Consider the following 14659-nt stretch of genomic DNA (forward strand, 5'->3'; position numbering starts at 1 on the left):
TCTCGCAATTGCCTACCGCCTTTGCGGCAAGCGTTTCGTAGGCAATTGCGAGACATAAGCAACACTAGCATTTTGATTTTGCTAGTGTCCTCATGTCTCCGAATTACCGTGCGAGCATGAGGCAAATGGAGCGGTAATTCGGAGACAGGACACTAGCCGATGACCAAACCGGTTCTGATCGCCCAGATATCCGACCTGCACATCAAGGCGCCCGGGGCGCGGGCCTACAACCGCGTCGACACCGCCGCCGCGCTGTCGGCCTGCGTCGCCGAACTCAACCGCCTGCAGCCGCGGCCGGAGCTGGTGGTGATCTCCGGCGACCTCGCCGACACGCCGAGCGCCGAGGAATACGACCACCTGCGCGCGCTGCTGGCGCCGCTCTCGCTGCCCTACGTCATCGTGCCGGGCAATCACGATTCACGCGAATTGATGCGCGCCGCCTTTCCCGGCCAGCACTATGCCACGACGTCGGGTCCGCTCAATCAGGTCAGCAGCTGCGATCAGCTCGATCTCATTCTGCTGGATTCCAGCGTGCCGGGCTCGCCCCATGGCGAACTCACCGATGAGACTCTGGCCTGGCTCGACGCGAGCCTCGCCGCCGCGCCGAGCCGGCCGGCTCTGGCCTTCCTGCATCACCCGCCGTTTCGCACCGGTATCTGGCACATGGACCGCCAGAACCTGCGCAACGCCGATGCGCTGGCCGAGATCGTCCGCCGCCATCCCCGGCTGAAGCTGATCGCGGCCGGCCATGTCCACCGCGCGACCCTGACGACCTTCGCCGGCGTCGCCGCGACGATCTGTCCGGCGCCCAATCACGCCGTCGATCTCGACCTCGGTCACCTGCGTGAGCCGTCGTTCAGGGTCGAGCCGCGCGCCTTCCACCTCCATGCCTGGTTTCCCGGCGCGGAATTCGGCGATCTCGTCACCCATGTGGTGCCGATCGGCGATTTCGACGGGCCGCATCCGTTCTTCGGCGCCGACGGCAAGCTGCTGTAGCCACTGCGCTCTGCATGCGGGCGCCGCGCTTGACCGGGGCGCGGCGTCACCGCAACCTTGCCGCCGAGTGATGCCGCCGCAGGGGAGGTTGCCATGTCCACGCCGATCGTCGGGCTCGACCATGTCACGGCGCTGACCGCCGATCTCGACCGCGCGATCGCCGATTACGAGCTTTTGCTCGGCCGCCGCGTCGCTTGGCGCAGCAGCGGCGATGGCGCCGCGACCGCGCTGTTCACGCTGCCCAACATGTCGCTGGAGCTGACGGCGCCGGCAGGCGAGGGCGACGACGGCGCGCGGGTCAGGGCCGCGCTCGAGACGCTAGTGCGGTGGATCTGACGCTCGTATCAATATTGCAGCGAGTTCTTCGTACGAGCGTCAGATCCAAAACCGCACTAGTGTCCCGTCTCCGAATTACCGCTTCGTTTGCCTCACGCTCGCACGGTCATTCGGAGACATAGGGACACTAGCAAAATCAAAGTGCTAGTGTGGCTTATGTCTCGCAATTGCCTACGAGAGGGTTGCCGCGAAGGCGGTAGGCAATTGCGAGACGCCACACTAGAATCATCATGATGCTAGTGTCCCTTTGGTTCTAACGTTCGTAGAAGTGCTCGCTGCAAGGGAATACGAACGTTAGAACCGGGACACTAGGCGAGGGGCTCGCCAGCCTCTGCTTCCGCGTCAATGATGCGGCGCGGATGCATCGTCGTCTCTCCCGCCTGCAGATGCAGCCCGAGCCGGTCGGTGAGAAGAGCGCCGTCAATACCCTCGATGGCAAGACGCTGTCCTGGCGCCGCACGCGTTCGGCAACTGCGGTCAATCACGGCGTGCGGCTGTTCTATCTCGCCCGCGAGGCCGAACGGCCGCACTCGCCAGCCGTCACCGAGCCGGCGGTGCAGGGGCTCGACCACGTGGTGGTGACGTCGCCGGACCCCGAACGCGCGGCGGCGCTCTACGGGGCGCGGCTCGGCCTCGACATGCGGCTCGATCTCAGCCGGCCGGACTGGGGCGCGCGGCTGATGTTCTTCCGTTGCGGCGATCTGATCGTCGAAATCGCCCATCGCTTCGGCGAGGCGCCGGCCTCGCCCGACGACAAGCTGACGGGCCTGAGCTGGCGGGTTGATGACGCCGAGGCGGCCCGCGCACGCCTCGCCGCCGCCGGCGTCGAGGTATCGGCGGTGCGCGCGGGGCGCAAGCCCGGCACCAGGATCTTCACGGTCAAGAACCGCAGCGCCGGCGTGCCGACGCTGATGATCGAGCCGGCGGAGAAGCCGGCTTAGCATTGCCTCCGCGGGCCGCATCAAGGCGGCCCGCCAAAGCCGTATCAGTCGCTTCAGTTCTTGCCGAAGCCGGCGCGACGCATCGCCTCGGCCAGGGCGCCGCCGGCGTCGCTGCGCTGCTCGCGCTTTGGCGCCGCCGAGCGGAAGTTGCGCGACGACGAGGCGCTGGCGCGGTCGATCTTGGCCCCCGGCTCGTCGTCGAGCCGCATCGACAGCGAGATGCGCTTGCGCGGCACGTCGACCTCCAGCACCTTGACGCGAACGATGTCGCCGGATTTGGCCACCTCGCGCGGATCCTTGACGAAGGTTTTCGACATCGCCGAGATGTGGACGAGGCCGTCCTGGTGGACGCCGATATCGACGAAGGCACCGAACGCAGCGACGTTGGTCACGGTGCCTTCCAGCACCATGCCGGGCATGAGATCGCCGATGGTTTCGACGCCTTCCTTGAACACGGCGGCGCGGAACGCCGGCCGCGGGTCGCGGCCGGGCTTCTCCAGCTCGCGCAGGATGTCGGTGACGGTGGGGACGCCGAACTTGTCGTCGGCGAAGGCCTGCGGCCTGAGCTTGCGCAGGGTGTCGCCGTTGCCGATCAGGGCCTTGATGTCGCTCTTGGTCGCCTCCAGGATGCGCCGCACCACCGGATAGGATTCCGGATGGACGCCCGAGGCGTCGAGCGGATCGTCGCCGCCGGGGATGCGCAGGAAGCCCGCGCATTGCTCGAACGCCTTGGGCCCGAGCCGCGGCACTTCCTTGAGCTCGGTGCGGCTGCGGAACGGCCCTTTGGCGTTGCGGTGCTCGACGATGCTCTGGGCGAGGCCGGCGCCGATGCCCGACACCCGCGCCAGCAGCGGCGCCGAGGCGGTGTTGGCGTCGACACCGACCGCGTTGACGCAGTCCTCGACGACGGCGTCCAGTGATTTCGACAATTTCGATTCGGCCAGATCGTGCTGGTACTGGCCGACGCCGATCGATTTCGGATCGATCTTGACGAGTTCGGCGAGGGGGTCCTGCAGGCGCCGTGCGATCGACACCGCGCCGCGCAGCGTAACGTCGAGCTCGGGCAGCTCCTGGGAGGCGAAGGCCGAGGCCGAATAGACCGAGGCGCCGGCCTCGGAGACGACGATCTTGGCCATCTTCAGGTCAGGCAGCAGCTTGACGAGTTCGGTGGCGAGCTTGTCGGTCTCGCGCGAGGCGGTGCCGTTGCCGATTGCGATCAGCTCCACCTTGTGGGCGGTGGCGAGCTTGCCGAGGATGGCAAGGGCCTCGTCCCAGCGCCGCTGCGGCTCGTGCGGGAAGATCGCCGTGGTCGCCACCACCTTGCCGGTCTTGTCGACCACGGCGACCTTGACGCCGGTACGGTAACCGGGATCGAGGCCCATGGTGACGCGGGTGCCGGCCGGGGCGGCAAGCAGGAGGTCGCGCAGATTGGCGGCGAAGACCTGCACGGCATCGCTCTCGGCGGCGTTCCACAGCCGCATCCGCAGATCGACATTGAGGTGGATCTGGATCTTGGTGCGCCAGGCCCAGCGCACGGTGTCGACCAGCCAGCGATCGCCCGGCCGGCCGCGATCGGCGATGGCGAAGCGCTCCATGATGCGCAATTCGTAGGAGCTGATCGTGGTCGGCGTCGCCGAGGGCGCCTCGGGCTCGATCGAGAGATCGAGCACTTCTTCCTTCTCGCCGCGGAACAGCGCCAGGACCCGATGCGAGGGCAGCTTCACCAGCGGCTCGCTGAACTCGAAGTAGTCGGCGAATTTGGCGCCGGCTTCCTTCTTGCCCTCGCGCAGCCGCGACACCACGATGCCGTTGCCCCACATCTGTTCGCGCAGCGCGCCGATCAGGTCGGCATCCTCGGCGAAGCGCTCGACCAGGATCGCGCGTGCGCCGTCGAGCGCGGCTGCGGCATCGGCCACCTGCTTGTCGGGGTTGACGAAGCCCGCCGCCACGGTCGTCGGATCGTTCTGCGGTTCTCTGAGCAGCTGTTCGGCGAGGGGGGCGAGACCGGCCTCGCGGGCGATCTCGGCCTTGGTGCGGCGCTTCGGCTTGAAAGGCAGGTAGATGTCCTCGAGCCGGCCCTTGCTGTCGGCGGCGCGGATCGTGGCCTCGAGCGCGGCATCGAGTTTGCCCTGATCGCGGATCGAGGTGAGGATGACTTCACGTCGGGCCTCGAGTTCGCGCAGGTATGTCAGGCGCTCTTCCAGGGTCCGGAGCTGGGCGTCGTCGAGACCGCCTGTCGCCTCCTTGCGATAACGGGCAACGAAGGGGACGGTGGCGCCGCCGTCGAGCAACGCGACGGTCGCCTCGACCTGCTGCTCGCGAACACCGAGTTCATCCGCGATCCTGTGGAAGATTGAATTCGTCAAGCGCTCACCCATCAGAGAACGAAACAGGGCCGCCGCAAGGCGACCGGGGCCGCGCTTATGGCGAGCCGCGGCTGATTCATCAAGCCCATCTCTGGAGGGGCCGGAGGTTCTGTGAATTGGGTGAAATCAAGGCTTGCGCTGCCGAAGGCTGCCAACGGCTGCCAAGGCTGGACAGTCGCAGTACACGCCGTCGCGCGGCATGCCGATCATTCCCGGGCCGATGATGGATCGGCACGGCCGCGGGACTGCGCCCCGCGGCGCCGTGATTTACGGCTCGCGCGCCTGCGATCGGCGCGCGGTCAGATCAGACCGCAATGGTCTCGTCGACGGGCAGCAGGGTCGAGAGCCTTGCCTCGAGCGCATTGCTGATGCGCCGCAGGAGCACGATCGACATGTTGCCCTTGCCGGTCTCAAGCTGGGCGATATAGCGCTCGGAGATGCCCGAGGCCTTCGCCAGAGCCTTGCGCGACAGGCCTTGGCGACCCCGCGCGGCGCGGACGCGCTGGCCGAGCTGGCCGAGGAACTGCCGCTCGGTGGAACGGTCCGGGCTGAAATCCGGCGCCACCACTGACGGCTGCGGCCGCCGCACGTTCAGGGGGATTGCCGTAGCAAGGTCTTGTCGCATCGCTGCATCCTTTCGTCCTGCATTATGCGAATCCGCGGATGCGGAGCCGCCCGCCATCTTCCCCTCGGCAGGGCCGATGGAATTCCTCATCGATTCGTCCGCAGCTGCCGGAGGGGATAGGGAAGGGGCCTTCGCACCCTCGTAATGCCGCCCTCGTGCTGTCACTCTCGGAGCAGTCCCGATGTGCGCTCCAGATCAAGGATTCGCCGCACGAATAACGGCGGACTCGATCTGTCGAACGCGCAGGGCTCCTCTGTCGCGCTTCTGCAGCCGGCGCTGGATTGATCGGTAACACCTGTTACTGTCGAGGGTGATTGATCTGGATCAAACGGCAGCACGGTTGCTGTCCGCCGCGACGACAAGCCGCGCGCAATGCTGCAAAAACAGGCCGGACGACACGATCAGGATGGAAGCCCGGGGGGAGATGGTTGACCGCGCCGCACGGCGCGGGCCGGGTGTCACCAGCGGCGACGCCGCCGGGAATCGCGAGTTCAACCTTCTCGGTTTTTTCCTACCGCCTCGCCTCGGTGACCGAGCAGGTCTCGCTGGCGGTGGCCGCCGCTAACGCGACCCGCTTCGGGCTCGGCCGGCCGGAATGGCGGGGTCTGGCTGCGCTCGGCAGCTAAGGCGAGGTCGCGGCGACCGATATCGGCCGCGTCGTCACTCTCGACAAGATGCAGATCAGCCGCGCGCTCCGCATGCTCGAGCAACGTGGGCTCGTTTCCCGAAGCGCAGGCGCCGACCGGCGGCGGAAGATGGTGGCGCGCGCCCGCGGCGCGGCTGCGCGAGGCGGCACCGCGCGGCGGCGCTGGAGGCCATGGGTGCGGTTCCCGCTGACCCCGCCCTGCTCGGAGCGCACTGGTCAATGGCGGCGATTTAGGCCAAGAGGAACGCTCCCGTGAAACGCTCATCCCGATCCCGCCCTTGAAGCTCGCCAGCACCGCTCCCCAACCGTCTCTCGCCAAGGCCGCAGCCTGGATGGCCGGCTGGCTCGCACTGATGCTGCTGCTCCTGGTCGCCGGCCGGGTGACCATGGCCTCCGTCAACCTGTTCGAGGTTCTCGAGCTGCGCTCGCTGATCGGCTTTGCCCTGCTGGCGCCGATGGTGTGGCGGCAGGGCGGGCTGCGGGCCATGGCGACGGCGCGGCCGCTCCAGCACATCTGCCGCAATACCGCGCATTACACCGGCCAGTATCTCTGGTTCCTGGCGCTGACGATGATCCCGATCGCCCAGGTGGTGTCGATCGAATTCACGATGCCGATCTGGACCGCGCTGCTTGCGGCCTGGTTCCTCGGCGAACACATCACCTTGCGCAAGACGCTTGCCATCGGGCTCGGCCTCATCGGCGTGGTGGTGATTGTCCGGCCCGGCGTCGGTGACGGCAACGCCGGTCAGCTCGTGATGGTGGTGGCCGCGATGGCCTTCGCCATCGCCATTGTCCTCATCAAGTCGCTGACCCGCACCGACCCTCCCGTGGTGATCATCTTCTGGATGCTGGTGATCCAGTCCGTGCTCGGCTTGGTCCCCTCGCTCGTGGTCTGGACCTGGCCGCCGCTGTCGGTCTGGCCCTGGCTGGTGGTCTTGGCGTTCTGCGGCACTTATTCGCACTACTGCATGACCCAGGCGATGCGCCACGCCGACGCGACCGTCGTGGTGCCGATGGATTTCCTGCGGGTGCCGCTCAGCGCCGCGGTCGGCTGGCTGGTGTATGACGAGCGGCTCGACCTGCTGACCGTGGTGGGCGCCGCCGTCATCCTCGGGGCCAATCTGCTCAATCTCGGCCGCGGCCCGCTGGTCCGCCGCGCCGGCGTTGCGGAGCCTTCTTCGAAGGCGTGACGCGCGCTCAGAGGGCCGCGCGCGCGATCAGCCGCGCCCGATCAGCCAGTTGCGCCACCGCCGCCACCGCGAAGGCGGCGTCGCGCTCTCGACACCTGCCTCCTTGACACCTGTCCCCTCGACGCTTGCCTCCTTGGAGGCGGTCAGCGTCGCCTGCGATGGCGCCGTTGTGCCGGCGGCCATCGCCAGTGCCACGGGGCCGACCTCGGCGAGGAAGGCCTTCTCGTATCCGCGGCTCAAGCGCTCGACGGCCTCTGTCAGCGGCAGCCAGTCGACATCGCTGATATCCTTCATCAGCGAGCGGGTCGGGGCGCTGTCGGCCTCCATGCGCCAGAAATGCACGATCTTGGGGCGCCCGTTCGTCTCATAGGCAAGCGTGCCGAGAAACTCGTGGATCCGCACGCCGTGACCGGTCTCCTCCAGCACCTCGCGTTCGGCGGCCTCGCGTGCGCTCTCGCCCCGGTTCAGCTTGCCCTTGGGCAGGACCCAATCCTTGCGCTTGCGCATCAGCACCACCGCGATGAGCGGTGCATCGCCTGTACGCAAGACGATGCCGCCTGCCGCAAGAATCGGCGTGCCTGTCATTCCATCCCTCATTGCATCTCCGAAGGCGCAGGAGCTGCGCGCATGGATGCCATGCGATCGCAATCCGAACGTGACAGTGTCGTCATCTATCCCCACCGCGGCGCAACATGGCCAGCCTTTCATAGCGCCCATCTCAACGAACAGTAGACAGACCGCTGGAATTCCGCATCTTATTCGCAGCTCAAGCCGGCGCATATGATCGGCACCAGGGAGGATGTTGATGAAACTGACGAGACGCGATTTCTCCGCCTTGATGGCGGCAGGCCTGGCGACGCCGGCCGTGATGCGGACCGCGGGTGCGCAGGGCGCGACGCTCAAGATCGGCATGACCGTGCCGGTGACCGGTCCGGCCGCCGAGGCGGGCAAATACGCGGTGAACGGCGCCAAGCTGGCGCTCGAGGCCATCAACAAGGCCGGTGGCGTGCTCGGCAAGAAGGTCGAACTCGTGATCGAGGACGATCAGACCACCAACCCTGGAATCGTGCTGGCCTTCTCCAAGCTCGCGGCCCAGTCCGACATCGTCGCATTTCTCGGCTCGATCCGCTCGACCCAGGTGCACGCCATGGCGCCGGACGTGCTCAAGCTCGGCAAGCCGGTAATGTTCGGCGGCACCGATCCGAACCTGACCAAGCTGGGCAATCCCTGGCTGTTCCGCTATCGGCCCAATGACAGCTATTCCGGCCGCGTCATCGCCGATTATGGCGTTAATACGCTGGGCAAGAAGAAGTGGGCGATTGTCCACTCCACCGATGCCTTCGGCACCGCCGGCGGCAAGGCGCTGAGCGAAGCGTTGACCAAGCTTGGCGCGCCGGCGGTGCTCGATCAGGGCTATGCCAACCAGAGCCAGGACTTCACCCCGGTGGTGCTGGCCATCAAGCAGTCGGGCGCCGACATCCTCAGCTCGTATTTCACCTTCGAGAACGATCTCGGCATCTTTGCCCGGCAGTTGCGCCAGCTCGGCGTCAACATTCCCTGGGTCGGATCGCCCTCGATCGTCAACGTCACCGCGCTCAAGCTGGCGGGGCCGGCGCTCCACGGCACCTACGGCGTTGCCGACTATGCCGAGGATTCGACCGCAGCTTCGAAGGCCTTCGGCAAGGCCTATCGCGACGCCTACAAGGTGGCGCCGGACAACCAGAGCTCATGGCCCTACGACGCCATGAACGTGCTGTGCGCGGCGATCAACAAGGCGGGTTCGACCGAGCCGGAGAAGATCCGCCAGGCGATTCTCGCCACCAAGAAATTCCCCGGCGCCGAGGGCGAGTACAATTTCGACCAGAACGGCGACGGGCTGCACGGCTACAACATCGTGCGCAACGACAAGGGCAACATCGTCTTCGACAAGCACATTGAGTTTACTGACTGACGCGGTCTGGTGCAGCCGGCTTCCCTTGAAACGGGAGGCCGGTATCGCCCGGCGAAGCATTCGCCCGTTCCGCCGCCGCCCCGCGGCTCCTCGAACCATCGGTCGGTCATGGATCTCGCCCTGCAGCTTCTCTTCACGGGCATCGGCATCGGCGCCGTCTACGCGCTGGTGGCGCTCGGCTTCGTGCTGATCTTCCGAGCGACCAACGTGGTGAATTTCGCCCAGGGCGAATTCTCCATGGTCGCCGCCTATCTCATGGTGGTGTTCGCCGTCGATCTCGGCTGGCCCTATTGGCTGTCGTTTCTGATCGCTTTGGCGGGCATGGCGCTGCTCGGCGTCGTCTTCAATCTCGGCGTCTACTATCCGCTGCGTCACCGCAGCTTCCTGCCGGTGATCATCGCTACCATCGGCGCCTCGATCCTGCTCGCCAATTCGGTGCTGGCGATCTACGGCCCGCAGCCCCAGGTGCTGGAGGGCTGGTTCTCGACGCCGGGCCTGCAGCTCGGCCCGGTCTATCTCGACAGCCAGTATCTTCTGATCATCGCCGTGACCATCGCCATGGTCGCGTTCCAGTACTGGTTCTTCGAGCACACGCTGCTCGGCAAGAAGCTGCAGGCGACCTCCCAGGACAAGGAGATGGCCTCTCTGCTCGGCATCTCCGTCTCCTCCATGATCATGATCACCTTCGTCTATTCGGCTGTGCTCGGCGGCCTCGCCGGCATCCTGGTGGCGCCGATCCTGTTCGTCTCGATCCAGATGGGCTCGACGATCGCGCTCAAGGCCTTTGCCGCGACCATCATCGGCGGCTTCGGCGACGTCGCCGGCGCGATCATCGGCGGCCTCGCGCTCGGCATCATCGAGACCTTCGGCGCCGCCTATGTCTCGGTGCCCTACAAGGACGGTTTCGCCTTCCTGGTGCTGGTGGTGTTCCTGGTGTTCCGGCCTCAGGGCATCTTCGGTGAACGCGTCGCGGAGAAGGCATGAGCTCGTCCAGCGAAAACCTGAAACTGGGCGCGGCGGTGCCGCGCTCCACGCCGCTCCTCGTTCGCCATGCGCCGTATTTCATCCTTGCCGCGCTCGTCGCCGCCGCCGCGGCGCTGCTGCCGCTGGACGGCTATGTGCTGAACATCCTGATGCAGGCCTCGACCTTCGCCATCGCGGTGTTCGGGCTGTCGGTGGTGCTCGGCCTGTGCGGTCAGATCAACCTCGCCCAGGCCGCGTTTTTCGGCTTCGGCGCCTATGCGGTCGGGCTCGGCACCGCCGACTATCACCTCGATTTCTGGATCTGCCTCGGTGCCGGCGCGCTGGTGGCAGTGGCGTTCGGCGCCATCCTCGGCATGTCGACGCTGCGGCTCGGCGGCCATTACCTCGCCATGGTGACGATCTCGTTCCAGCAGATCGTCACCCTCGTCATGATCAACGCCATCCCGCTCACCCACGGGCCGGACGGCGTCGGCCAGATCGGCCGGCCGGCACTGCTCGCCGGACCGCAGGCCTATCTCGCCTTCTGCGTCGCGGCGCTGGCGGTGATCGGCTATCTCGTCTGGCATCTGCCCGATACCCGGATCGGGCGAGCGATGCGCGCGGTGCGCGATAACGAACTCGCCGCCAGCATCGCCGGCATCGACGTCTACCGCACCAAGGTGGCGGCCTTCGCGCTCTCGGCGCTGCTCGGCGGCGTCGCCGGCGGGTTGTTCGCCGGCGGCTTTTCCTATGTCAGTCCCGATCAGTTCTCCTTCGCCGAATCCATCGTCTTCCTGACCATGGCGCTGCTCGGCGGCGCGGCCTCGCCGATCGGTTCGGTGATCGGCACCGGGCTGCTGATCCTGATCCCGGAATGGCTGCGCGTCCTCAAGAGCCTGCCCGGGCTCTATCTCGCGATCTACGGCCTGTCGGTCATCCTGATCGTCCGCTTCATGCCCGACGGCATCTGGGGCTTCGTCGAAGGCCTTGCCGCGCGCTGGCGGGCCAGGCCGGCAGCGCCGCCGGCGGCGCCGGCACTGCAGCTCGCGCCCGCCCGGACCGGCGGCGACATGGTGCTGCAGGTGCGCGGGCTGTCGAAGCATTTCGGCGGACTGAAAGCGGTCGATCAGGTCGATATCGACGTGCGCCGCGGCGGCGTCCACGCCCTGATCGGCCCCAACGGTTCGGGCAAGACGACGACGCTCAACGTGCTGTCCGGGCTCTACAAGGCGACCGCCGGCAAGGTGATGCTGGACGGCGTCGACATCACCGCGATGCCGGCGCATCAGCGCACCATCGCCGGGCTGGGCCGCACCTTCCAGAACATCCGCCTGTTCAGGTCGATGACGGCGCTGGAGAACGTCGTGATCGGCGCCGAGCGGCCGGGCAACACGCTGGTCGCCCATGGCGGCGAGGCCGAGCTCGAGACCCGCGCCATGGCGGCGCTGACCTTCGTCGGTCTCGGCAGCCGGGCCAACGAACTGGTGACGAGCTTCTCCTATGGCCACCAGCGACTGATCGAGATCGCGCGCGCTCTCGCCGGCAATCCGACGCTGCTGCTGCTGGACGAGCCCGCGGCTGGTCTCAATTCGACCGAGAAGCTCGAACTGCACGATCTCCTCAAGCGGATCGAGGCCCAGGGCCTGACCATTCTGATCATCGATCATGACATGACGCTGGTCCGCGAAGCGGCCCAGCACATCACGGTGCTGAATTTCGGCCGGCGCATCGCCGACGGCGAATCGCTGGCCGTGCTGCAGCAGCCGGACGTGATCTCCGCCTATCTCGGGAGCGAATGATGGCCCTTCTCGAAGTCCGGGACCTGGTGGTTCGCTATGGCGAGATCGAAGCGCTGCGCGGCGTTTCGTTCGATGTCGAGGCCGGGCAGGTGGTGACGCTGCTCGGCTCGAACGGCGCCGGCAAATCGACGACGCTGCGGGCGATCTCCGGTCTCGCCGCGCCCGCCGCCGGCGACATCGTGTTCGAGGGCCGCTCGATCGCCGGCCGGCATCCCGAGGAGATCGTCCGTCTCGGCATCTCCCACGTACCTGAAGGCCGCCGGGTCTTTCCCGGCCTGACGGTGAAGGAGAACATCATGCTGGGTGGCTCCAACCGCCGGGCCGGCAAGGCGGAACTGGCGCGCGAGGCCGACGCCATGTTCGACCTGTTCCCCGATATCCGCGCCTTCGCCCATGCGCTCGGCTGGACGCTGTCAGGCGGCCAGTTGCAGATGGTCGCGGTGGCGCGCGGGCTGATGGCCAAACCCAAGCTGCTGCTGCTCGACGAGCCGTCGCTCGGGCTCGCGCCCGTGATCGTCCAGGCGGTGTTCCGCATCATCACCGAAATCCGCCGCCACACCACCGTGCTGCTGGTCGAGCAGAACGCCCGCATGGGCCTGTCGGTGGCCGATCAGGGCTATGTGCTGGAAACCGGACGCCTCGCGCTCGGCGGCAAGCCCGACGAGCTGTGGAGCAACGAGGCGATCGCCGCCGCCTATCTCGGCGGCCACGCCAAGGCGGCTGTATGAAGGCTGCTGCATGAAGGCTGCCGTATGAAAGCTGCCGTATGAGGCAGTCCTTCCGGGTTTCGAACCGCCCCCAACGTCGGCCCGTGCGGGCCGACCAACACCAAGCATTGTGCCAGGACGCTATTCACGATGGTCACCATTCCCTATCAGAAGCTGATCGACTTCGTTGCCGCGATCTTCCAGCGCGCCGGCTCTTCGCCGGCGGAGGCGCGGCGCATCGGCAGCTATCTGGTCACCGCCAATCTCACCGGCCATGACAGCCACGGCGTCATCCGCGTGCCGGTCTATATGCGATGGAAGACCAGCGGCGACGTGGTTCCCGACCGCACCGTCAAGCTGCTGGTCGACACGCCGTCGCTGGCGGTGATCGACGGCTGCTTCGGTTACGGCCAGACGGTCGGGCCGCAGGCGGTGGCGATCGGCATCGAGAAATGCAAGAGCGCGGGCCTTGCCGCCATCACACTGCGCAATTCCGGTCATATCGGCCGAATCGGCGACTGGGCGGAAATGGCTGCCGCCGAGGGCCTGGTGTCGATTCATTTCGTCAATGCCGCCGGCTCGATCCTGGTGGCGCCGTTCGGCGGCGTCGATCGGCGCCTGTCCACCGCGCCCTATTGCGTCGGCATCCCGCGCCAGGGGCAGCCACCGATCGTGCTCGATTTCGCCACCTCGCTGGTGGCCGAAGGCAAGGTGCTGGTGGCGAGCCGCGGCGGCAAGAAGCTGCCGGCGGGGGCGCTCATCGCGCCCGACGGCACGCTGAGCGAGGATCCGGCGCTGCTCTACGGCCCCTTTGAGGCCGAGGGCCCGCGCGATCATTCGAAGGGCCGCGGTGCGATCAGCGCCTTCGGCGAACACAAGGGTTCCGGGCTGGCGCTGGTCTGCGAACTGCTCGGCGGCGCCTTGAGCGGCAACGGCGCGACCAGCGCGCCGCGCCGTTTCTCCAACGGCATGTTCGCGATCTATCTCGATCCCGAGCGGGTCGACATCGACAACTTCTTCGACGGCGAAATCACGCGTTATGTCGATTACTTCAAGGCCAGCCGGCCGGCCGCAGGAGTCGAGAGCGTGCTGATCCCAGGCGAGCCGGAGGCGCGCACCAGGGCCGAGCGCATGGCGAACGGCGTGCCGCTGCCCGACGACACCTGGGCGGCGATCGCCGCCGCCGCCCGCGATGTCGGCATAGCCGAGGCGGAGATCGTGCGGGTAACCGCATAGCGCGGGCGGCAAAAACCGCTATGCTCGCGTCGTCGTGCGACGATGGCGCACCGGAACAAAAATCACCAACGCGACAATTGGTCAGGGAAGGCTGGAAACGGCGATGGCAAACAAGGTCAAGGAAATCTGGGCGTCGGGCAGGGCGGTGGTCAATGGCTGGCTGGCGATCCCGTCGGGCTTCTCCGCCGAGGTGATGGCGCAATGCGGCTTCGACAGCATCACCGTCGACCTGCAGCATGGCGTGCAGGACTATCACTCCATGGTCCAGTGCTTTCAGGCCTTCGGCGGCCACCCGGTGACGCCGATGGTGCGCGTGCCATGGAATGAGCCCGGGATCATCGGCAAGGTGCTCGATGGCGGCGCTTATGGCGTGATCTGCCCGATGGTGAATACCAAGGCGGAAGCCGAGGCATTCGTCGCCGCCTGCAAATATCCGCCCCACGGCAACCGCAGCAATGGCCCGATCCGCGCCGGGCTCTACGGCGATGCCGGCGCCTATCAGAAGACGGCCAATGACGAGGTGCTGTGCCTGCCGATGATCGAGACCCGCACCGCCGTGCAGAACATGGAGGCGATCCTCGACGTCGAGGGCCTTTCCGGCGTCTATATCGGTCCGTCCGATCTCGGCTTCTCCTACGGCCTCGTGCCCAAGCTCGACCGCGAGGAGCCGGAGATCCTGAAGATCTACGACAAGCTGCTCAAGGAATGCGACAAGCGCGGCATCTATCCCGGCATCCATTGCAGCGGCGCCACCGGCGCGGCGCGCAACATCGCCATGGGTTTCAAGCTGGTGACGCTGCTCAACGACAGCGGGCTGTTGGCACAGGCGGCCAAGGGCGCGGTGGCGCAGACCCGCAAGGATTCGGCCGGCCGCGCTTAAGGCAACCGGAACCAACGCTCGCT

13 protein-coding genes and 2 pseudogenes are annotated in these 14659 nt (G+C 66.8%); 12 read left to right on the forward strand and 3 right to left on the reverse strand.

From position 1 onward, the window contains the following. The first annotated feature begins 159 nt into the window (after nucleotides 1-159). The 3 genes from DB459_RS13905 (at nucleotide 160) to DB459_RS13915 (ending at nucleotide 2273) form a co-directional block, all read left to right on the forward strand. On the forward strand, nucleotides 160-996 hold the full coding sequence (locus DB459_RS13905; protein WP_253705754.1) for a phosphodiesterase: 837 nt from the start codon (nucleotides 160-162) through the stop codon (nucleotides 994-996). Between the two features lie 93 nt (nucleotides 997-1089). Then, nucleotides 1090-1332, forward strand: a complete 243-nt coding sequence (locus DB459_RS13910) for a VOC family protein (RefSeq protein WP_253705757.1) — start codon at nucleotides 1090-1092, stop codon at nucleotides 1330-1332. Nucleotides 1333-1691: 359 nt separating this feature from the next. Beyond that, nucleotides 1692-2273: a VOC family protein gene (locus DB459_RS13915; protein ID WP_253705760.1), complete on the forward strand. Its 582-nt coding sequence runs from the start codon at nucleotides 1692-1694 to the stop codon at nucleotides 2271-2273. Nucleotides 2274-2326: 53 nt separating this feature from the next. On the opposite strand, the gene DB459_RS13920 is transcribed toward DB459_RS13915, so the two are convergent. Both DB459_RS13920 and DB459_RS13925 read right to left on the reverse strand, forming a co-directional pair. After that, nucleotides 2327-4639 (reverse strand): Tex family protein, encoded by a 2313-nt coding sequence (locus tag DB459_RS13920; protein ID WP_371926742.1) that lies wholly within the window; start codon nucleotides 4637-4639, stop codon nucleotides 2327-2329. A 328-nt stretch (nucleotides 4640-4967) separates the two neighbouring features. Then, nucleotides 4968-5264, reverse strand: a pseudogene (locus tag DB459_RS13925) (helix-turn-helix domain-containing protein); the annotation flags it as partial. Between the two features lie 428 nt (nucleotides 5265-5692). On the opposite strand from DB459_RS13925, the gene DB459_RS13930 reads away from it, so the two are divergent. From DB459_RS13930 to DB459_RS13940, 3 genes and pseudogenes are all read left to right on the forward strand, one after another. Beyond that, nucleotides 5693-5890, forward strand: coding sequence for a hypothetical protein (locus DB459_RS13930; RefSeq protein ID WP_253705766.1), 198 nt, complete (start codon nucleotides 5693-5695; stop codon nucleotides 5888-5890). A gap of 15 nt (nucleotides 5891-5905) precedes the next feature. Further along, nucleotides 5906-6166 (forward strand): annotated as a pseudogene (locus DB459_RS13935) (winged helix DNA-binding protein); the annotation flags it as partial. Between the two features lie 76 nt (nucleotides 6167-6242). Next, complete coding sequence (locus DB459_RS13940) at nucleotides 6243-7100, forward strand: DMT family transporter (protein WP_253713563.1); 858 nt, start codon at nucleotides 6243-6245, stop codon at nucleotides 7098-7100. Nucleotides 7101-7127: 27 nt separating this feature from the next. Here DB459_RS13940 and DB459_RS13945 read toward each other — a convergent pair whose 3' ends face one another. Continuing rightward, entirely contained in the window at nucleotides 7128-7685 is a 558-nt protein-coding gene (locus DB459_RS13945; protein ID WP_253705771.1) for an NUDIX hydrolase, read from the reverse strand. Nucleotides 7686-7905: 220 nt separating this feature from the next. On the opposite strand from DB459_RS13945, the gene DB459_RS13950 reads away from it, so the two are divergent. The 6 genes from DB459_RS13950 to DB459_RS13975 all read left to right on the forward strand — a co-directional run bounded on the left by DB459_RS13950 (nucleotide 7906) and on the right by DB459_RS13975 (nucleotide 14636). Further along, on the forward strand, nucleotides 7906-9051 hold the full coding sequence (locus tag DB459_RS13950) for an ABC transporter substrate-binding protein (RefSeq protein WP_253705773.1): 1146 nt from the start codon (nucleotides 7906-7908) through the stop codon (nucleotides 9049-9051). A gap of 108 nt (nucleotides 9052-9159) precedes the next feature. Then, nucleotides 9160-10035, forward strand: coding sequence for a branched-chain amino acid ABC transporter permease (locus tag DB459_RS13955; protein WP_253705776.1), 876 nt, complete (start codon nucleotides 9160-9162; stop codon nucleotides 10033-10035). Then, nucleotides 10032-11813 carry an ATP-binding cassette domain-containing protein gene (locus DB459_RS13960; RefSeq protein ID WP_253705778.1) on the forward strand — a complete coding sequence of 594 codons (1782 nt, stop codon included), beginning with the start codon at nucleotides 10032-10034 and terminating at the stop codon, nucleotides 11811-11813. The genes DB459_RS13955 and DB459_RS13960 overlap by 4 nt, the downstream gene beginning before the upstream one ends. Next, complete coding sequence (locus DB459_RS13965) at nucleotides 11813-12541, forward strand: ABC transporter ATP-binding protein (protein ID WP_253705780.1); 729 nt, start codon at nucleotides 11813-11815, stop codon at nucleotides 12539-12541. The genes DB459_RS13960 and DB459_RS13965 overlap by 1 nt, the downstream gene beginning before the upstream one ends. 129 nt (nucleotides 12542-12670) lie before the next feature. Continuing rightward, entirely contained in the window at nucleotides 12671-13756 is a 1086-nt protein-coding gene (locus DB459_RS13970; protein WP_253705782.1) for a malate/lactate/ureidoglycolate dehydrogenase, read from the forward strand. A 103-nt stretch (nucleotides 13757-13859) separates the two neighbouring features. Further along, nucleotides 13860-14636 carry an HpcH/HpaI aldolase/citrate lyase family protein gene (locus DB459_RS13975; RefSeq protein ID WP_253705784.1) on the forward strand — a complete coding sequence of 259 codons (777 nt, stop codon included), beginning with the start codon at nucleotides 13860-13862 and terminating at the stop codon, nucleotides 14634-14636. The last annotated feature ends 23 nt before the right edge of the window (nucleotides 14637-14659 follow it).

Origin of the sequence: Bradyrhizobium sp. WD16 (assembly GCF_024181725.1) — a bacterium.
Taxonomy (GTDB): Bacteria; Pseudomonadota; Alphaproteobacteria; order Rhizobiales; family Xanthobacteraceae; genus Bradyrhizobium_A.